The 19,881-nt window shown below is 71.4% G+C and carries 16 protein-coding genes; 4 read left to right on the forward strand and 12 right to left on the reverse strand.

All coding sequences use genetic code 11. The annotated features are described in order from the left end of the window. Position 1 precedes the first annotated feature (1 nt). Entirely contained in the window at positions 2-538 is a 537-nt protein-coding gene (locus tag ABIE67_RS09320) for a Repetin (RefSeq protein WP_370255818.1), read from the forward strand. On the opposite strand, the gene ABIE67_RS09325 is transcribed toward ABIE67_RS09320, so the two are convergent. After that, positions 507-1,706, reverse strand: a complete 1,200-nt coding sequence (locus ABIE67_RS09325) for an MFS transporter (protein ID WP_370255819.1) — start codon at positions 1,704-1,706, stop codon at positions 507-509. The two genes, ABIE67_RS09320 and ABIE67_RS09325, sit on opposite strands and share 32 nt — an antisense overlap. 265 nt (positions 1,707-1,971) lie before the next feature. Here ABIE67_RS09325 and ABIE67_RS09330 point away from each other — a divergent pair, with 265 nt between their 5' ends. Beyond that, the gene (locus tag ABIE67_RS09330) at positions 1,972-2,349 is read left to right on the forward strand and encodes a hypothetical protein (RefSeq protein WP_370255820.1); all 378 of its coding nucleotides are present in this window, start codon (positions 1,972-1,974) and stop codon (positions 2,347-2,349) included. Between the two features lie 56 nt (positions 2,350-2,405). Here the strand turns inward: ABIE67_RS09330 and ABIE67_RS09335 are convergent, their stop codons facing one another. The 6 genes from ABIE67_RS09335 to rpe all read right to left on the reverse strand — a co-directional run bounded on the left by ABIE67_RS09335 (position 2,406) and on the right by rpe (position 8,552). Beyond that, a complete protein-coding gene (locus ABIE67_RS09335) occupies positions 2,406-2,858 on the reverse strand; it encodes an Lrp/AsnC family transcriptional regulator (RefSeq protein WP_370255821.1) in 453 nt (150 codons plus the stop codon). Between the two features lie 10 nt (positions 2,859-2,868). Then, the gene (locus tag ABIE67_RS09340; RefSeq protein WP_370255822.1) at positions 2,869-4,356 is read right to left on the reverse strand and encodes an amino acid permease; all 1,488 of its coding nucleotides are present in this window, start codon (positions 4,354-4,356) and stop codon (positions 2,869-2,871) included. Positions 4,357-4,777: 421 nt separating this feature from the next. After that, on the reverse strand, positions 4,778-6,220 hold the full coding sequence (locus ABIE67_RS09345) for a GuaB1 family IMP dehydrogenase-related protein (RefSeq protein WP_370255823.1): 1,443 nt from the start codon (positions 6,218-6,220) through the stop codon (positions 4,778-4,780). Between the two features lie 131 nt (positions 6,221-6,351). After that, a complete protein-coding gene (locus ABIE67_RS09350) occupies positions 6,352-6,663 on the reverse strand; it encodes a barstar family protein (RefSeq protein WP_370255824.1) in 312 nt (103 codons plus the stop codon). Between the two features lie 80 nt (positions 6,664-6,743). After that, positions 6,744-7,787, reverse strand: coding sequence for a sugar-binding transcriptional regulator (locus tag ABIE67_RS09355; RefSeq protein WP_370255825.1), 1,044 nt, complete (start codon positions 7,785-7,787; stop codon positions 6,744-6,746). A gap of 78 nt (positions 7,788-7,865) precedes the next feature. Further along, complete coding sequence (gene rpe / locus ABIE67_RS09360) at positions 7,866-8,552, reverse strand: ribulose-phosphate 3-epimerase (protein ID WP_370255826.1); 687 nt, start codon at positions 8,550-8,552, stop codon at positions 7,866-7,868. 134 nt (positions 8,553-8,686) lie between these two features. On the opposite strand from rpe, the gene ABIE67_RS09365 reads away from it, so the two are divergent. Then, positions 8,687-10,882 (forward strand): MMPL family transporter, encoded by a 2,196-nt coding sequence (locus ABIE67_RS09365; RefSeq protein ID WP_370255827.1) that lies wholly within the window; start codon positions 8,687-8,689, stop codon positions 10,880-10,882. Positions 10,883-11,064: 182 nt separating this feature from the next. Here the strand turns inward: ABIE67_RS09365 and ABIE67_RS09370 are convergent, their stop codons facing one another. Beyond that, positions 11,065-12,483, reverse strand: coding sequence for an RsmB/NOP family class I SAM-dependent RNA methyltransferase (locus ABIE67_RS09370; protein WP_370255828.1), 1,419 nt, complete (start codon positions 12,481-12,483; stop codon positions 11,065-11,067). Positions 12,484-12,756: 273 nt separating this feature from the next. Continuing rightward, positions 12,757-13,689, reverse strand: coding sequence for a methionyl-tRNA formyltransferase (gene fmt / locus ABIE67_RS09375; protein ID WP_370255829.1), 933 nt, complete (start codon positions 13,687-13,689; stop codon positions 12,757-12,759). Positions 13,690-14,111: 422 nt separating this feature from the next. Between fmt and ABIE67_RS09380 the strand changes: the two genes are divergently transcribed. Next, positions 14,112-14,654, forward strand: coding sequence for a hypothetical protein (locus tag ABIE67_RS09380; protein ID WP_370255830.1), 543 nt, complete (start codon positions 14,112-14,114; stop codon positions 14,652-14,654). Positions 14,655-14,817: 163 nt separating this feature from the next. On the opposite strand, the gene ABIE67_RS09385 is transcribed toward ABIE67_RS09380, so the two are convergent. The 3 genes from ABIE67_RS09385 to coaBC all read right to left on the reverse strand — a co-directional run bounded on the left by ABIE67_RS09385 (position 14,818) and on the right by coaBC (position 19,762). Further along, positions 14,818-16,971, reverse strand: a complete 2,154-nt coding sequence (locus tag ABIE67_RS09385) for a primosomal protein N' (RefSeq protein ID WP_370255831.1) — start codon at positions 16,969-16,971, stop codon at positions 14,818-14,820. 139 nt (positions 16,972-17,110) lie between these two features. Continuing rightward, positions 17,111-18,319 carry a methionine adenosyltransferase gene (gene metK / locus ABIE67_RS09390; RefSeq protein WP_370255832.1) on the reverse strand — a complete coding sequence of 403 codons (1,209 nt, stop codon included), beginning with the start codon at positions 18,317-18,319 and terminating at the stop codon, positions 17,111-17,113. Positions 18,320-18,550: 231 nt separating this feature from the next. Next, on the reverse strand, positions 18,551-19,762 hold the full coding sequence (gene coaBC / locus ABIE67_RS09395) for a bifunctional phosphopantothenoylcysteine decarboxylase/phosphopantothenate--cysteine ligase CoaBC (protein WP_370255833.1): 1,212 nt from the start codon (positions 19,760-19,762) through the stop codon (positions 18,551-18,553). Between the last annotated feature and the right edge of the window lie 119 nt (positions 19,763-19,881).

The following is a 19,881-nucleotide window of genomic DNA, read 5'->3' on the forward strand; positions in this document are numbered from 1 at the left end:
CATGAACCGCCGTACGAAGATCGTCGCGCTGGGCTCCGCACTGCTGCTCGCCGCCGGCGCGGCCTCGGCCGCCACCGCGTCCGACGGACCACGGTCGCGGGAGGCCGCCGCGCTCACCGGCACCGCGAAGCTGTACCGGTCGGCCGGGGACGACATCACGTTCTCGTTCGACGCGCATCTGGCGGCGAAGGACACCGCCGACCCGACGAAGGCCACCGGCACCTTCGAGTTCAGCCACTACCTGAACGGCGAGGGCGCCCGCGCGAAGGCGAAGGTCGACTGCCTACTGACCGGCGGCGAGGTGGCCGTCGTATCCGGCGTCATCACCTCCTCCGACCTGCCGGGCGCCAAGGGCAAACGGGTCGGCGTCACCGTCCACGACCTCGGCCGTCACGACCGGCTGGGCTACAGCTGGGCGTCGACGGGCAGCCCCGTCGAGACGAAGGAGCTGCCCAAGTGCGTGAGTTCGGCGCCCTTCGAGAAGGTCAGGAAGGGCACCGGGGACTTCACGGTCGTGCCGTGGCAGCCCGAGCTCTAGCCAGGACCAGCGCCGCCACCAGGTAGGGAACCGCGAGGATCGCGAAGACCGTGCTGTGCGCCGCACCGGTGCTGCCGAGCAGCGCGTACAGGCCGAAGGTGCCCACCGTGGCCAGCTCGGTGCCGAGGCTCGCGACGGAGGTGAGGGTGGCCCGGCGGGAGTCGTCGATCCGGTGCTGGAGACGGACGTCGGCCAGCACCTCCGCCAGCTGGAACCCGCCGAAGGCGAGGCCGACGAGGACGATGCCGGCCACCGTGCCGGCCGCGGCTCCCACGGCCAGGGCGAGCGCGGCGCCCGCGAGCAGCGCCGCGAGCCCTCTCGTGCCGAGCCGTTCGGCCGGCCCGGCCAGGAGGCTTCCTGCGGTGACGCCCGCCCAGATCAGCAGGATCAGAAAGGGGACGGTCGCCTCGGCGACGCCGAGGTCCCGGACCAGCAGCGGGGTGTACTCGTCGAGCGCGCCCCATACGGCGGCGACGGCGGGGACCAGCAGCAGCGCACCCCGCACGGCACGGTCCCCGCGGACCTCGGCGAGCCCGGTCCGCAGGGTCGTCGCCCAGCTGTCGCCCCCGTTCTCCGGCCGCACGCGGTGCTCCGGGAACCGGCTCGCCGAGGCGGCGGTCAACAGACAGGCCAGCACGCTCGCCGCGCCGACGGCCGGGTAGCCGCCCAGCGCGATGACAGGCCCGGCGAGGCCGACGGAGGCCATCGTCGCCACCAGTCGCGCGGCCCGGGCCCGGCCCATGACCCGCGCGTACCGGTCGGCGGCCCCCAGCCGGTCCAGCTCGTCGTAGACCAGCGCCTCCAGCGCACCGGACCCGAGCGCTCCGCCGGCGCCCCACAGGACGAAGCCGAGGGCGAAGGCCCAGTACGACGGGAGCAGCACCCACAACCCGAAGCCGACGGCCGTGAGCAGCGGGCCGAGCCACAGCAGCAGCCGCCGCGAGACGGCGTCGGCCCAGGCTCCGGAGGGGACCTCCAGCAGGACGCCGGTGATCGACCACAGGGCGAACAGGGAGGAGATCTGCCAGAGCGACATGCCGGTGTCGGCGAACAGCAGCGCGTACACCGGGTAGAGCAGGACGAAGTCGTCGAGGAACGAGTAGCCGTACAGCGTGGCCGTGAGCCGCCGGACCTCGGAGGTGGGCACACGCGCAGGTGAGAGTGTCATGGGGCCTTCCCGCAGGGACTGTTCGGACACCGGAGGTGGAGATACGGCATCCGAGGCGGCCCTCGGGAGGCACGGCTGGTGGATCAATGTCGCCAGGTCATGGCATCGATGGTAGGCGGGCCCGGCGCGGGAGCGCAGCCGAAATCATCGGCGGGGAAACTCATCGGCGAGGAGGAGCGGCGCGCCCCGCGCCTCCGCCGAGCGGCGACGGACGTCGGCCCACGGGAGGACGCCGGGACGCGAGCCCGCCCGCGAGACTCCCGGCATGGACGCCACCGAGATCCTCGACCTGCCGTACGTCGACACGCACACGTCGCTCGTCGCCGCGAAGCCGGACGCCGTCTGGCGTGCCCTCGGCGAGACCGTCGACCGCCCCGGGTTCCACGTCGTCACCGCGGTACCGGCCAAGGAGCTGGCCCTCGCCGGAAGCCATCCCTTCGCGACGTACGCCCTGATCTTCCGGTTGGAGGAGGCGGGAGCCGGTCGCACTCGGGTGCGGGCCGAGAGCAGGGCCGCGTTTCCCGGCCCGGCAGGCCGCCTGTACCGACTTCTGGTGATCGGAACGCGCGGCCACGCATGGGCCGTACGGCGCATGCTGAGAAGGGTGGGCGAAGACGCCCTCGAGGGGCGCGGGACTGTGTAGATGTGCGGCTCCGCCGCGTGGGCGCGACAAGCCCCCACGGAGCCACAGACGGCGAACTACGTGGGTGACCCGGAAGAAAACCGCCGAAGCAAGGGCGACAGCACCAGCACCGACTTGGTCCGCTCCACGAACGGCTCCCCCGCGATCCGCTCCAGCACCCGCTCGAAGTGCCGCATGTCCGAGGCGAAGACCTGCACGACCGCATCCGCCTCACCGGTCACGGTCGACGCGGCCACGACCTCCTGATACCGCTCCAGCCCTCGCCGGATGGTGTCCGGCGAGGTGTTGTGCCGGCAGTAGATCTCGACGAACCCCTCCGTCTCCCAGCCGAGGGCCGACGGGTCCACCCGTACGGTGAACCCGGTGATGGCCCCGGTGGCGCGCAGCCGGTCCACGCGCCGTTTCACGGCGGGCGCGGACAGTCCGACGAGTTGCCCGATGTCCGCGTAGGAGCGACGGGCGTCCTCGGCGAGGGCGTGCACGATGCGTTCGTCGAGATCGTTCAGCACTGCGGGTGGTTCACTTCACTTCTGGTGCGACGGGGGCGCCCGCTGTGGCGAGGCGCGAACGGCGATAGCCGTACCCGAAGTAGAACACGAGACCGGCGGCCATCCAGAACCCGAAGACGACCCAGGTGACGGTGTCGAGGCTGAACATGTTGTACGCGCAGAACAGGAAGCCCAGCACCGGCAGCACCGGCCCGAACGGCACCCTGAACGTGCGCTCGAGCTCGGGCCGCCGGTAACGCAGGACGATCACCGCGATGTTGACCAGGGCGAAGGCGAACAGCGTGCCGATGCTGGTGGCGTCGACGAGCTTGCCCAGCGGGATGAGGGCGGCGAGCGCACCGCAGAACAGCGACACGATGATCGTGTTGAGACGCGGCGCGCCGGTCTTCTTGTGGACCTTGCCGAGCGCCTTGGGGACCAGGCCGTCACGGGACATCGCGAACAGGACGCGGGTCTGGCCGTAGAGCACGGTCAGCACGACGCTCGCGATGGAGATCACGGCGCCGAGGGCGAGCAGGGTGCCCCAGAAGCTCTGGCCGCTGACGTCGGTCATGATCGCGGCGAGGGAGGCCTCGGAGCCCTCGAACTTGGTCCAGTTCCAGGCGCCGACGGCGACGCCCGCGACGAGCACGTACAGCGCGGTCACGATGATCAGCGAGAGCATGATCGCCCGAGGCAGGTCCCGCTTGGGGTCCTTGGCCTCCTCACCGGCGGTGGAGGCGGCGTCGAAGCCGATGTACGAGAAGAAGAGCGTCGCACCCGCGGCGCTCACGCCCGCCATGCCGAGCGGCATGAAGTCGGCGTAGTTGCCGGACTTGAAGCCCATGAAGCCGACCGCGCAGAACAGCACCAGCGCGGCGATCTTGACGGCGACCATGATCGTGTTGGCGCGGGCGGACTCGCGGACACCGCCGAGCAGGAACACCATCGCCAGCAGGACGACGATCAGGGCGGGCAGGTTGATGATCCCGCCCTCGCCGGGCGCCGAGGACAGCACGGCCGGGATGGTGACGCCTATGGTCCCGTCGAGCAGTTCGTTGAGGTACTCGCCCCAGCCGACGGCGACGGCGGCCACCGAGACGCCGTACTCCAGCACCAGACACCAGCCGCAGACCCAGGCGACGAGCTCGCCCATCGTTGCGTACGCATACGAGTACGAGGAGCCCGCGACCGGGATGCTGCCCGCCAGCTCGGCGTACGACAGGGCCGAGAAGAGCGCCGTGAGACCGGCGATCACGAAGGCCAGGGTGACGGCGGGACCGGCCTCCGGGACGGCGTCGCCGAGGACGACGAAGATGCCGGTGCCGAGCGTGGAACCGATGCTGATCATGGTCAGCTGCCACATGCCGAGGGAGCGCCTCAGGGACCCTCCCTCACCCTGGCCACCCTCTGCGACCAGGTGTTCCACGGGCTTGCGACGCATGAGGCGCGCGCCGACACCCGGGGACGGTGGGCCTGTCTGGGGGCGGTTCTGCGGGGGTGCGCCTTGGTCGAGCACGCGCTGACTCCTTCGTCGCTGCCTCTCGGCGCGGCGGGGACCGGCGGTACCCCTGCGACAGCAGGAACCCACCGAGCGGGGTCCCTGCCACGCCACGTACGAGGCGACAGCCTAGGGCGAGTGGCGTTGCTGGTGAAATGCAGCAACCTTGCGCATACCCGCAAGATCATTGCGTTGCCGGGGCCTCGGTGGGTGTTCGTTGCGCGGCGACTTTCGACCGTTGCGCAGGGCCGTCACCCCTTGAGTACGTGCAGCGGATGTCCCTCCAGGGGCGCGGGGAACTGCGCGACAAGCCACCGACTACCCGCAGCCGCCCGAATACAGCTGAACCCGAGCTATCAGGCGAAGGGCCGCCACGCGAAACGGCCCCCGATTTTCCCGGCGAACGGGACAACGGGGGCCGTGAACAAGGGAGTTGGCGTCAGCTCCAGCTGGCGTGCAGCGGCTTGCCCTCCGCGTAACCGGCGGCGCTCTGGATGCCGACGACGGCCTTCTCGGCGAACTCCTCCAGGGAGCCGGCGCCCGCGTAGGTGCAGGACGACCGCACACCCGCGATGATCGAGTCGATCAGGTCCTCCACGCCCGGGCGGGCCGGGTCGAGGAACATCCGGGAGGTGGAGATGCCCTCCTCGAAGAGCGCCTTGCGGGCGCGGTCGTACGACGACTCCTCGGACGTACGGTTGCGCACGGCACGCGCGGACGCCATGCCGAACGACTCCTTGTAGGCACGCCCCTGCGCGTCGTGCTGGAGGTCGCCCGGCGACTCGTACGTGCCCGCGAACCAGGACCCGACCATCACGTTCGACGCACCGGCCGCGAGCGCCATGGCGACGTCGCGCGGGTGCCGGACACCGCCGTCGGCCCACACGTGCTTGCCGTACTTCTTCGCCTCCGCGGCGCACTCCAGCACCGCGGAGAACTGCGGCCGGCCGACGCCGGTCATCATGCGGGTGGTGCACATCGCGCCCGGCCCGACGCCGACCTTGATGATGTCGGCACCGGCCTCGACGAGGTCCCGGACGCCCTCCGCGGCGACGATGTTGCCCGCGACGATCGGCACCCGCGGGTCGAGCGCCCGTACGGTCCTGACCGCGGCGATCATCGACTCCTGGTGGCCGTGCGCCGTGTCGATGACCAGCGTGTCGACGCCCGCGTCGAGCAGCTGCTTGGCCTTGCCCGCCACATCGCCGTTGATGCCGACGGCGGCCGCTATGCGCAGCTTGCCGTTCGCGTCGACGGCCGGCGAGTACAGCGTGGCGCGCAGGGCGCCCTTGCGGGTGAGGATGCCGGCGAGGCGGCCGTCGGAGTCGACGGCGGGGGCGTAGCGCCGGTTGTGGTGGTCGAGCGTGTTGAAGGCCTCGCGCGGGTCCTGGTCCGCGTCGAGGAGCAGCAGGTCGCGGGACATGACCACTTCGAGCTGGGTGAAGCGGTCCACGCCGGACAGGTCGGAGTCGGTGACCACGCCGATCGGCTTGAAGTCGTCGTCGACGACCACACCGGCGTTGTGCGCGCGCTTGGGCAGCAGGGCCAGCGCGTCGGCGACGGTCTGGTGCGGGGCCAGCACGATCGGGGTGTCGAGGACGTGGTGGCGGCTCTTCACCCAGGTGACGACCTCGGTGACGACCTCGATCGGGATGTCCTGCGGGATGACCACCAGGCCGCCGCGCCGGGCCACCGTCTCGGCCATACGGCGGCCGGCGATGGCGGTCATGTTGGCGACGACCAGCGGGATCGTGGTGCCCGTGCCGTCCGGGGAGCTGAGGTCCACGCCCTGCCGCGAGCCGACCGCACTGCGGCTCGGGACCATGAAGACGTCGTCGTACGTCAGGTCGTACGCGGGCTGGATGTCATTGAGGAAACGCACGTGCTGCACATCCCAGTCGATCAGAGGTGGCCCCCGGACAGGTCAGCCAGGGGGAAGAGCACGTACTTCATTGTCCCATGCTGACCGGAACGAGACGCACGGTCGCTTCATACGAGCAGGTCAGAGGGGCCTTAGGAGGATCCTCCGAGAGCGAGCATCACACTGAGCGACGGCGCCCGGTCCACGGCCGCGGAGAACACCTCCTGGGCGATCTCCCACTCCTCGGGCCGCGCCTTCGCGTACGGCCGCCAGTTCCGTACGACGACCAGCAGGCCGTCCGCGGCCTCGGCGGGCCACACCGAGGGATCGGCGAGGCTGTCGGCCAGGGCGTCCCAGTTGCGGCCGAACCAGTCGGGGAATTCCAGGGTGAGGGCGCAGCGGTCCATCAGACCCGCCTTGTCCGTGACGCCGTCGAGGTCCAGCGTGACCGCGAGGTCCGTCATCTCAGTACCGCCAAGTCCGTAGTGCTCGTCGATGAACGAAGGGGGCGGCCACCGGGCCGCCCCCCCCTCCTGCCATACCGTCACTGTCCGTCCGGATCAGCCCTGTTGAGCGTCGACCTCGGGGTCGGCCCCGCCGTCATCAGCACGTCGGCCGCCGACGTGTCCGTCACCAGGCTGGTGACGAGCCCGGACCGCAGCACCGCGTCGATCGCGGCGGCCTTGCGCGCCCCGCCCGCGATCGCGACGACCTCCGGGATACGGCGGAGCTGGTCGGCCTTGACCGTGATGCACCGCTCCCCGAGATCCCGTCCGACCCGGCGTCCCTCGGCGTCGAAGAGGTGCGCGGACATCTCGGCGGCGACGCCGAGCGAGGCGTAGTGGGCCCGCTCCTCGTCGCTGAGCATGTCGTGCACCGTCGAGATGCCCGGCTCCCAGGAGCCGATGGAGACACAGGCGACCGTGACCTTGTCGAAGTACTCGAAGGCCCGGGCGATCCCGGTCTGGTGGCGCAGCGCCGCCGCGGTGGCCGCGTCCGGCAGCAGCATCGGCGCGTAGATGGGGTGCGCGTCGCCGCCGGAGACCTGCGCGGCCCGCCGCACCGCCTCCACAGAACCGCGCTCGGCGGTCCCTGCGTCGTACACGCCCGTCAACTGCACGACGGTGCACGGCGGCAGCCGGTCGAGAGCGGCCGCCATGTGAATGGTGGACCGGCCCCAGGCCAGGCCCAGCACATCGCCTTCGTTCACGAGCTCGCCGAGCAGGTCGGCGGCCACTTCTCCCAGGTTCTCGGGGTCGGGCGTCTCCTCGGCCTCGGCCGGGGACTCCACCACGACGGCGTGTCTGAGGCCGTAGCGGGCACGCAGCGCGTCCGAGCGCTCCGCGTCCAGCTCGGCCGGCACGCGGATCTCGATCCGCACCAGATCCCGTTCGAGAGCGGTCTCCAGGACCCGGGCCACCTTGAAGCGGCTGACGCCGAACTCCTCCGCGATCTGGATCTTGGACTTGCCCTCGAGGTAGAAGCGGCGGGCCATGGCCGCCGCCTGCACCAGCTCAGCGGGTCCCATCCGCATGGCTGACCGGCCCGCCGACATACCCGACACGGCGATCTCCTCACTGCTGTTCACACTCTGGATTCGCCGTTCATCCTTGCAGATCCGGCGCTCTTGATCCGCCCTGATGGGCGGCGTTCACGTTCCCTTGGCTCAGTGGTCGCATGCCCAGGCTGCGGTCTTCGTGACCGCGTCCGCCTGGGCACGCAACGCTCGGACCGCTTCGGCCGGGTCCTCGGACCCGTACACCGCCGAGCCGGCGACGAAGACATCGGCGCCCGCCTCGGCGCACCGCTCGATGGTCGAGGCGGAGACACCGCCGTCGACCTGGAGCCACAACTGAAGGCCGTGCTTGCTGATCAACTCGCGGGTGCGGCGAATCTTCGGAAGCATGATGTCGAGAAACGCCTGACCACCGAAGCCCGGCTCGACCGTCATGATCAGCAGCATGTCGAGCTCGGGGAGGAGATCCTCGTACGGCTCGATGGGGGTCGCGGGCTTGAGCGCCATGGAGGCACGGGCGCCCTTGGCCCGGATCTCCCGGGCCAGCCGCACGGGGGCCGCGGCGGCCTCGACATGGAAGGTGACGGAGGAGGCCCCCGCTTCCACGTACTGGGGCGCCCACCGATCGGGGGCCTCGATCATCAGATGGCAGTCCAGCGGGGTGTCCGTCGCACGGGCCAGGGACTCTACGACCGGCACGCCGAGCGTGAGGTTCGGGACGAAATGGTTGTCCATGACGTCGACGTGGAGGTAGTCGGCTCCCGCGACCGCCTTGGCCTCGTCCGCGAGGCGGGCGAAGTCGGCGGACAGGATGCTGGGGTTGATCTGCGCGGCCATGACCCAAGACTGCCATGCCGGAGCACGAATGTTCGCGCCGGTACAGACCTGAGACGTTCATCGGATGTTGTGTCCGGTTCGCCCGTGTCATGCTGGGCCGCCGACCGGATCGTTGCGCGGCTACGGGGGTGGCCATGACGGAGATCCAGGACAAGCGGTGGCCGGAGAGGCCGCGGCCGACGGGATCGGGACAGCGCGGCATCGCGCATCTGGTGTGCGGGCGACGTGCCAAGTGGGTGGTGCTCGTCCTGTGGCTGGTGGTGCTCTTCCTGACGGCACCCTTCGCGCAGAAGCTGACCGACGCGCAGGACAACGACGCGGCGTCCTGGCTGCCGGGGTCCGCGGAATCCACTCAAGTCCTGGAACTCTCCGAGGACTTCAGGCCGGAGCAGATCCCCGCGATCGTCATCTACGCCCGTGACGGCGGCCTGACGGTCCAGGACCGGGCGGCGATCACCGAGGACGTGGCCCAGCTCAAGCAGCTGACCGACCACGGCATCCGGGGTGCCGAGACCCGGGGCCCGGTCTTCAACCGCGAGGTGGACCCGCAGGCCGCCCAGATCCAGGTGCCGATCACGATGGACGAGAAGGGCTGGGAGCGCATCGCGCCCGCCGTCGACTCCATCCGGGACGTGGTCGGCGAGGGCGGCGCCGGGCTGGCCGTGCACATCACGGGCCCGGGCGGCACGTCCGCGGACTTCTCCGAGGCCTTCGAGGGCATCGACTCCACGCTCCTGCTGTCGGCGATGGCGGTCGTCATCGTCATGCTCCTGATCACCTACCGCAGCCCGACCCTGCTCCTGGTCCCCCTCGTCGCCGTGATCGTCGCTCTGTTCACCGCGCAGGCCTTCATCTATCTCCTGGCGGAACACGGGGGCCTGACGGTGAACGGCCAGAGCGCCGGCATCCTCACGGTCCTGGTCTTCGGCGCGGGCACGGACTACGCACTCCTGCTGGTGGCCCGCTACCGGGAAGAGTTGCGCCGTCACGAGGACCGCCACGAGGCGATGGCCCTGGCCCTGCACCGCGCGGGCCCGGCGGTGCTCGCCTCCGGCGCGACCGTCGTCCTGAGCATGCTGGTGCTGCTGGCGGCGGAGATGAACTCGACGAGGGGCCTCGGCCCGGTGGCGGCGATCGGGGTCGCGGTCGCCCTGATCGCGATGCTGACCCTGTTCCCCGCCCTCCTGGTCATCTTCGGCCGCTGGATCTTCTGGCCGGTGATCCCGCACCTGGGCACCGAGAACCCGGAGACGCGAGGCGTCTGGGCCCGCCTGGGCCGCCGTATGTCCCACCGCCCCCGCATGGTCTGGACGGTCACGGCCATCGCACTCGCCGTCTGCTCCCTGGGCCTGATCCAACTCCGCGCCGAGGGCCTGAGCAACGCCGACGCGTTCACCGAAAAACCGGACTCCATCACGGGCCAGGAGATCTCCGAGAGCTACTTCCCGGCCGGCAGCGGCGACCCGCTGGTCATCATCAGCAACCAAGCCCAGGCCGTGCAGGTGGGCCGCGCCGTCGCCGGGACAGAGGGCGTGGTCCCCACCTCACTGGGCCTGCCACCGGGCACGAAGCCCTCCTACGAGGGCCAGGTGCTCATCGAGGCGACGATGACCGCCCCCGCCGACAGCGAGGCCGCGAAACAGACCGTCGAACGCGTACGGGACGCCGTCCACGCCGTGCCGGACGCGGATGCCCAGGTGGGCGGCGGTACGGCGGCCCTGCTGGACATGGACGAAGCGACGACCCACGACAACATAGTGATCATCCCGCTGGTCCTGCTGGTGGTCCTGCTGATCCTCACCGTCCTGCTCCGCGCACTGATCGCCCCGCTCCTCCTGATCGGCACGGTGATCCTGTCGTTCACGGCCGCCCTCGGCATCAGCGCACTCGCCTTCCGCCATCTCTTCGACTACGCGGGCGAGTCGACCGACTTCCCCCTCTTCGTCTTCGTCTTCCTGGTGGCGCTGGGCATCGACTACAACATCTTCCTCACCACCCGCATCCGCGAGGAGGCAACCCACCAGGGCACCCGCCCCGGCGTGATCACAGGCCTGGCCGCCACAGGCGCGGTCATCACCTCAGCAGGCCTGGTCCTCGCAGGCACCTTCGCCGCCCTGGGCACCCTCCCCATGGTGGCCTTCGCGGAAATCGGCTTCGCGGTCGCCCTGGGCGTCCTCCTGGACACCTTCATCGTCCGCTCGGTCCTCGTGACGTCCCTCTTCCTGGACGCCGGCCCGAAGGTGTGGTGGCCGCATCGACTGGCCCGGGAGGACGGGGGAACCCCGGCGGTACGGGAGCCGGAGGGAAGCGGCGCTCAGCGGGGAGGCTGAAGCACCTTCAGCCCGTCCGGCGTTTGAGGACGAGGCCGCAGGCCTAAGCGGGGGTCCAGGGGGCGGCAGCCCCCTGGCGGGGTCGAAGGGGCGGAGCCCCTTCAAGGGATAGGACGGTTAGGGGCGGCGGGGGCGAGAACAGCCAAGGCCCACCCCCATACCACCGCACACCCGACCGCCCCTCAGCCCACCCTCCGAATCAGCGCCAAATACATCGCATCGGTGCCATGCAGATGAGGCCACAACTGCACATCAGGCCCCTCCCCCAGTTCCGGCACCCCCGGCAGCAGCCCCCGAGCATCGATCAACTCAGCCCCACCCCGCTGCTTCAACACGTCCTCGACCACCGCCCGAGTCTCCGCCAGATGAGGCGAGCACGTGGCATACCCCACAACCCCACCCACCCGCACAGAGTCAAGAGCCGTCCGCAGCAACCCCCGCTGCAGCGGAGCGAACCCCTCCAGATCCTCCGGCCGCCGCCGCCACCGAGCCTCCGGCCGCCGCCGCAACGCCCCCAGCCCGGTACACGGCACATCCATCAACACCCGGTCAAAGCTCCCGGCCCGCCAGGCAGGCCGCGTACCGTCCGCGGTGATGACCTGATACGGCCCCGGATTGCCCTCCAGCGCCTTCGCCACGAGCCCCGCCCGATGCGGCTGCTTCTCCGAGGCGAGCAACATCGCCCCCCGCTCGGCGGCCAGCGCCCCGAGCAACGCCGCCTTGCCCCCGGGCCCGGCACACCCGTCGAGCCACTTCTCGTCGGGCCCCTCCAACGGCGCGTTGGCCAGGGCAAGGGCAACCAGCTGGCTCCCCTCGTCCTGCACGCCCGCACGCCCTTCCCGTACGGCCTCGACCGCCCCCGGCTCCCCGCCTTCGGCGAGCCGCACGGCGTACGGCGACCACCGCCCCGGCACCGCGGCCTCCTCACCGAGCAACTCCTCGGTCGTGGCCCGCCCCGGCCGGGCGACCAGCGTCACCTCGGGCCGATGGTTGTCGGCGGCCAGCAACCGCTCGATCCCGGCCCGTCCACCGCCGAGCGAGTCCCACAGCGCCGAGACGACCCACCGCGGATGCGAGTGCACGACGGAGAGATGGTCCTCGGGATCGTCGTCGTAGGGCGGAGCGACCCGCTGGATCCACCCGTCGAGATCGTCCTGCGCGACCTTCCGCAGCACGGCATTGACGAACTTGGCCCGCCCGTCCCCCAGAACGACCCGCGCGAGCTCCACGGACGCGGACACGGCGGCATGCGGCGGAATCCGCGTCCCGAGCAGCTGATGCACCCCCAGGCTGAGCACATCGAGCACCGGCGGGTCGACCTCGCGCAACGGCCGGTCCACACAGGCTGAGATGACGGCGTCGTACGTCCCCTGCCGACGCAGCGTCCCGTACACCAGCTCGGTGGCGAGCGCGGCGTCCCGCCCGTCGAAGTCGCCCTTCTCCCGCGCCTTCCGCAACAACGGCGGCAGAACGAGGTTGGCGTACGCGTCCCGCTCGTCCACGGCACGCAGGGCCTCGAAGGCGAGAACGCGGACGGGGTCCTTCTTGGGCCGTCGGTAGGGCTTGCCGGGTTTGCGGGGCCGACGGGAGGTGTCGCTCACGAAAAAGGTGCTCCGGATTGCTGGATGAGATGTACGACCAGCCTACGTCGCACCACCGCCCCGGCGTACGGCTGGATACGCCGGAGCCCATCCGTGATCTCCGTTGGTCAGACGCTGTCGGTCGGACCGGCCGTCAGACCGGAACGATCAGCCCCGGACGGTAAGACCCGGACGATCAGGCCGCGACGGATCAGACCAGGACGATCAGCCTGGGCCGGATCAGGCCGGGGCGATCAGGCTGGGACAATCGCGTGGGGGCGTTGCTCGCGCGGATCAGAGCCCGAGGCTCTCCCCGTCCCCGATCCGCACGCCCCGCGCCCAGTCCGCGGCCCGCATCGGCTTCTTGCCCTGAGCCTGCACCCACAGCAACTCGACGGCGTACGACCCGGTCCCGACGTACACGTTGTTCTTCCCGACGGAGAGCGCACCCGGGGCGAGGTCGTCCCGCCCGGGCACCGGCTGCACCTGGATGAGCTTCAGCCGCTCACCGCGGAAGGTGGTCCAGGCACCGGGGGCAGGGGTGCACCCGCGCACGAGACGGTCGACGCGGAGGGACGGAACGGCCCAGTCGATGTGCGCGTCCTCGACGTTGACCTTGGGCGCGAGGGTGATCCCCTCGGACGGCTGCGGCACCGCCTTCAGCGTGCCGTCTTCGATCCCGTCCATGGTCGCGGCGAGCAGCCCGGCGCCCGCGAAGGCGAGCCTGGTCAGCAGGTCGCCGCTGGTGTCGGTGTGCCGGATCTCCTCGGTGACGGTGCCGTAGACGGGCCCGGAGTCGAGCCCCTCCTCGATGAGGAAGGTGGAGGCCCCGGTGATCTCGTCGCCCGCCATGATGGCGTGCTGCACTGGCGCGGCTCCACGCCAGGCGGGCAACAGCGAGAAGTGCAGGTTGACCCAGCCCTGGGCCGGGATGTCGAGGGCGACGCGGGGCAACAGGGCGCCGTACGCGACGACGGGGCAGCAGTCGGGCGCGATCTCCCTGAGCCGCTCCAGGAACTCGGGGTCACGCGGCCTGGCCGGCTTGAGCACCTCGATCCCGGCCTCCTCCGCCCGCTCGGCCACCGGACTCGCCACCATCCTCCGCCCCCGCCCGGCCTGTGCATCCGGCCGCGTGACAACGGCAGCCACCTCATGCCGCCCAGAGGCGATCAGAGCGTCCAGAGCGGGAACGGCGACCTCAGGGGTACCGGCGAAGACAAGCTTCATGGGTGGGCACGGGCCTCTCGGGCGGGGTTGGTTGGGCAACACACAAGTCTATGGGTGCCCGGTCCGACCCTCACATGGGGAACGCCCCGAACGACCGCGCCCACGCCCACGAACGACTCACCCCCGCCAACAACCCCCTTCTCCCCACCCACGACCGGACAGCCGCCGACGGCGAGCAACCCCCCACAGGAGACCCCAACCTCTTGGCCAACTGGAGACGGGTTGTGCGCGGGCGGGCAAGCGTCCAAGGCCGAAAGCCGAGGCGCACACCCCCACCCAGGGGCGTAGGCATATGCCCATACGCCCCCACTGCGTGACCCGCGGAGCGCTCCCGCGTTGTCAAGACAGAGTTGACCACAACGGGCCGCAAGCGCCGTACGCGCGGCCCTCTCCTTTTCAACGCCGGTTCGAGAGGCTTGTTCATGGCCGACCACGCAACCCACGACGCCCAGGCTCGGGCCAGCCTGCACTTGCTGGTGCGGGACATCGAGCGGGTCCGCCGGCAGGTGGACGCACTGCGCACGCTCACCGCCCAGCTGGGCAACGTCTACCGCCCGCGCCGCTCGGGTCCCTCCACGGGCTTCGTCGTCTACGGACGCGCCCCCGCCCCGACAGTCCGTCTCGCCCAGGAACTGCGGGACAGTGTCGAGACCCTGGTCACGGCAGCCGTGGACTTCGACCGCTCACTCGGCTTCTCCTGGGACGCGGTGGGTTCCGCCCTCGGCGTCACCAAGCAGGCGGTCCATCGCCGTTACGGCGCGCGGCGCGCCGCCACCCAGGCGGCGGCCGAGGCCGAGCGGACGACCGAGCCGTCGGGAAGCCGGACGGCCAATGTCACCGCCACCCTCCCCACGGTGCCCACGGTCCCCGCGGCCCGCTCCATGCCGACGCAGCCGACGGCAGGCAGTCCCGCTCTCCGCGACGAGGCCAGGCCCACGGCGTTCCCCGGCCCTCGCAACGGCTGACCCCCCCCCACACGCTCTGCCCTCCCGAAGCGCACCCGGGAGGGCAGAGACATGTCGCAGCCCGCTGCGCAGCCTCACGCCCGCCGTGCCCGCCGCGCCGGCAGGCAGGCAGGCAGGCAGGCAGGCAGGCAGCGCCACCCCACAGCGCCAGGGGCCCCGGACCTCACCCGATATCCGGCGGATCAACCCGAACCCGTACCGCCACTTCCCCACCCCCACGCGCCATCCGCGCCGCCTGCGCACCCTTCAGCGCGGACGCCAACGCGGCCCCGCTCCCCGGCGGCACCCGCACCAACGCCCGGTCCCAGTGCTCGCCCGGCGGCGGCGCCCCCACCCGCCGCGGCCGCCCCACCGCCGTGACGGGCAGCGGAACGGGTCCCAACACCTCGGCGTCCGGCGGCAGTTCGGCCGTACGGAGAAACTCGGTGACCGCCTCCCCCGGACCGGCCACGGAAGCCATCCGGGACACCGGCGGAAACCCGAGCTCGGCCCGCTCGCCGAGCTCCCGCACCGCATGCCCGACGGGATCCCAGCGCACCAGCGCCTGCACGGGCCGCAACGTGGGCTCGGCCACGACGACCACCGTCCCCCCGGCGGTCTGCGGCCGTACCAGCGAGGCGGCCGCGATCCAGCGGCGCAGCGCGTCCTCCCCCGCCCGCAGATCGGGCCGCCCGAGCATGGCCCAGCCGTCCAGCAGCAGGGCAGCCGCGTATCCGCCCTCGGCGACGGGCTCGGCCCCCGGCGTACTCACGACCAGTGAAGGCGTGCCCGGCACGGTGTCCAGCACATGCTCACGCCCGGAGGTCCGCACCGGCACGGCGGGAAAGGCCCGCCCCAACTCCTCGGCGGTCCGCCGCGCCCCCACCACCTGAGCCCGCAGCCGGAACGCACCGCACTCCGGACAGTGCCAGGCCCCCTCCTCACGCCCGCACCACCCGCACCGCAGGTCTGCTCCGGAGCCGTGCGCCTCCAGTGGCCCGGCGCAGTGCCGACACCGGGCGGGCGCCCGGCAGTTGGCACAGGCCATCCGCGGCACATACCCGCGCCGGGGCACCTGCACCAGAACCGGTCCTTGCCGCAGCCCCTCCCGCACGGCCTGCCAGGCGAGGGTCGGCAGCCGAGCGGCCCGCGCGGCCTCGTCCCGCGCGAGATCCATGTCCCCCACGGTCCGTACGAGCGGAGCCGCGCCCCGCACCTGCTCCCGCCCGGCGACCAACGGCCGGGCCCACCCGCTCTCCACGAGCTGCGCGGCCTCGACGGTGCAGCTCCAACTCCCCAGCAGAAAGCCGCACTTGTCCTGCGCGGCCCGAAGCAACAGCACTTCACGCGCGTGGGGCTGCGGGGCGTGCTGCTCGCTGTGGCTGTCGTCACCGTCGTCCCACAGGGCGACCAGCCCAAGGTCCTGCACGGGCGCGAACATGGCCGCCCTGGTCCCCACGACCGCCCGTACGCTCCCCCGCCGAACCGCGAGCCACTCCCGATACCGCTTCTCGGGCCCGGCGTCGGCGGTCAGCACCGCATGCCGTCCCTTGCCCATCAGCGAGGTCAGGGCAGCATCTACCCGCGCGACGGCTCGCCCGTCCGGCAGCACGACGAGTGCCCCCCGCCCGGAGGCCAGCGTCGCGACGACGGCCCGAGCCAGCTCCTCGCTCCACTCGGGCCCGGGCAGCGCGTTCCACACGGCACGCGGCGCACCCCCGGAGGCCAGCGACTCCAGGAAGGCGGCTCCCCGCTCATACCGCCCCCAGGACCCCGCCTCGGGCCTGCCAGGCGCCGCGAGCGGCTCCGGTGACGGCCGCTGCTCGGCCCGCGCGCTGCGCGGCGGCACGGCCAACTGGAGCACATCGGCGAGGCCGCCCGCATAACGGTCGGCCACGGCCCGCGCGAGCCCGAGCAACTCCTCGCTCAGCACCCGCTCCGGCGAAACGACCTGGGCGAGCGCCGCGAGCGGCCCGGAGTAGTCGGACTCGGCAAGCCGCGCGACAAGGAACCCGTCGATGAGCCCCCCGCCCTCCCGCCGGCCTTCCCGGACCCGGTGCCGCCCGGCGCCGAACCGCACCCGCACCCGCACCCCGGGCTGCGCGTCGGCATCGAGCTCCGCGGGCACGGCGTAGTCGAAGTACCGATCGAGATGCAGCACACCCTTGTCGACCAGCACCCGCGCGACCGGCAGCTCCTTCGCGAGTTCGGCCCCCCGCCAGGTCCTGGGCTTGGCCCGCGGCACCTTCGCCTGCCGCACGCTCTCCCGAATGAGCGCGAGCTGCTCGGGCGACGCCCCCTCGGCCCCGCCACCGCCACGCTCGTTCTCGCTGCTCACGCTTGCATTCTTACCAAACTCCACTGACAACCGACGGCGCCCGAGTTCCCTCACGGCGACGGAGCGTCCGGATTCACTTGAGATGCACCGAGGCCCGGCCTCCCGCCAGGGAAACCGGGCCTCTCACAGCTGGTGACCCCTACAGGCCCACGGCCTTCTGCAGCGCCTCCACCCGGTCCGTCCGCTCCCAGGTGAACTCCGGCAGCTCACGGCCGAAGTGGCCGTAGGCCGCGGTCTGGGCGTAGATCGGGCGGAGCAGGTCCAGGTCGCGGATGATCGCGGCCGGGCGCAGGTCGAAGACCTCGTCGATGGCCTTCTCGATCTTCTCGGTGTCGATCTTGGCCGTGCCGAAGGTCTCGACGAACAGGCCGACCGGCTCGGCCTTGCCGATCGCGTACGCCACCTGCACCTCGCAGCGGGAGGCGAGGCCGGCCGCGACGACGTTCTTGGCGACCCAGCGCATCGCGTACGCCGCCGAACGGTCCACCTTGGACGGGTCCTTGCCGGAGAACGCGCCACCGCCGTGACGGGCCATGCCGCCGTAGGTGTCGATGATGATCTTCCGGCCGGTCAGACCCGCGTCACCCATCGGGCCACCGATCTCGAAGCGGCCGGTGGGGTTGACCAGGAGGCGGTAGTTCTCGGTGTCGAGCTTGATGCCGTCGTCGAGCAGGGCTTTCAGCTCCGGCTCGACCACGAACTCCCGGATGTCGGGCGCGAGGAGGGAGTCGAGGTCGATGTCGCTCGCGTGCTGCGAGGAGACGACGACCGTGTCCAGGCGGACCGCCTTGTCGCCGTCGTACTCGATGGTGACCTGCGTCTTGCCGTCCGGGCGCAGGTAGGGGATCGTGCCGTTCTTGCGGACCTCGGACAGGCGCTTGGACAGGCGGTGCGCCAGGAAGATCGGCAGCGGCATCAGCGTCGGCGTCTCGTCCGTCGCGTAACCGAACATCAGGCCCTGGTCACCGGCGCCCTGGCGGTCCAGCTCGTCCTCGTCGCCCTCGACCCGGGACTCGTACGCCGTGTCCACGCCCTGCGCGATGTCCGGCGACTGCGAGCCGATCGAGACCGAGACACCGCAGGAAGCGCCGTCGAAGCCCTTCTTCGAGGAGTCGTAGCCGATCTCGAGGATCTTGTTGCGGACCAGCGTCGCGATGTCCGCGTACGTCTTGGTCGTGACCTCTCCGGCCACGTGCACCAGGCCGGTCGTGATCAGAGTCTCGACGGCGACGCGGGACGTCGGGTCCTCACGCAGAAGCGCGTCGAGAATGGTGTCGCTGATCTGGTCAGCGATCTTGTCGGGGTGACCCTCGGTCACGGACTCCGAGGTGAACAGGCGACGGGACACAACGCTCCCTGTGGTTGCAGCGGCTGCTGGCTGATCATTGGCGGACGGGACGGAGGCTGCGCCCGGCGTCGTCCGAGGACAGTTTATCTGTCGCGCTCGGCCACCGGCCCACTGTCTCGCCTCTCGGGAGCGCTGTGACCTGCGGCACGGGCATTCTGCCCAATCCCACGCGCCCTTGGCCAGGGGCGCCACACCCGAATGGGGTGTGGCTCGAGGCATGCCCGCACCGCATCAAACATTTGCGCCCAGTCGGTGCGCCACCAGGTCCCATACGGTTTCGGCCAAGGCTTCCTTGGGCCCGTACGGCACGGGTGTCTCGCTGCCGTCGGCGCCCAGCACGACCGCCTCGTTCTCCTCGGAGCCGAAGGTCTTGCGCTCGCCCACCTCGTTCACCACGAGGAGGTCACACCCCTTGCGCTCCAGCTTCTTACGGCCGTTGGCCAGGACGTCGTCCGTCTCGGCGGCGAAGCCGACGATCACCTGGCCGGGGCGGGCACGGTCGGCCGAGATCTCCGCGAGGATGTCCGGATTCCGCACCAGAACGATGGGTTGCGGTTCCTGGCCGTCCTTCTTCTTGATCTTTCCGGCGGCGTATGTCGCCGGGCGGAAGTCCGCGACCGCCGCCGCCATCACCACCGCGTCGGCGTCCGCGGCCACCTTGAGAACCGCCTCGCGCAGCTGTACGGCCGTGCCCACCGGGACGACGTCCACGCCGGCCGGGTCGGGCATCCCGGTGTTGGCGGCGATCAGCGTCACCCGGGCACCCCGGGCGGCGGCCGTGCGGGCGAGGGCGTAGCCCTGCTTGCCGGAGGAGCGGTTGCCGAGGAAACGGACCGGGTCGAGGGGCTCGCGCGTGCCGCCGGCGCTGACGACGACGTGCCGCCCCTGGAGGTCCGGCTCGGCGACACCGCGGGCGAGCACGCGTCGGCAGACCTCGAAGATCTCGGCCGGCTCGGGCAGCCGGCCCTTGCCGGTGTCGACGCCGGTCAGACGGCCGACGGCGGGCTCGATGACGACCGCGCCGCGCCGGCGCAGCGTCGCCACGTTCTCCTGCGTGGCCGGGTGCTCCCACATCTCGGTGTGCATGGCCGGGGCGAAGAGCACCGGACAGCGGGCGGTGAGCAGGGTGTTGGTCAGCAGGTCGTCGGCGAGGCCGTGCGCGGCCTTGGCGAGGGTGTCGGCCGTGGCCGGGGCGACGACCACCAGGTCGGCCTGCTGGCCGATGCGGACGTGCGGGACCTCGTGGACGTCGTCCCAGACCTCCGTCGAGACGGGCTTGCCGGACAGGGCGGACCAGGTGGCGGCGCCCACGAAGTGCAGCGCGGAGGCGGTGGGCACGACCCGGACGTCATGCCCGGACTCCGTGAGCCTGCGCAGCAGCTCACAGGCCTTGTACGCGGCGATGCCGCCGCTGACCCCCAGAACGACCTTGGGCTTGTCCACCGGGCCTCCCACTCGTTGAACCGACGACTCCATGCTGCATCACGGCGGGGGACGACCCCCGCGCCCCCCGAGCAGACCACAGGCCCGACAGTCGGGCTGCCGGGCCTGTGGAAAAGCCA

Origin of the sequence: Streptomyces sp. V4I8, from assembly GCF_041261225.1 — a bacterium.
Lineage (GTDB): Bacteria > Actinomycetota > Actinomycetes > Streptomycetales > Streptomycetaceae > Streptomyces.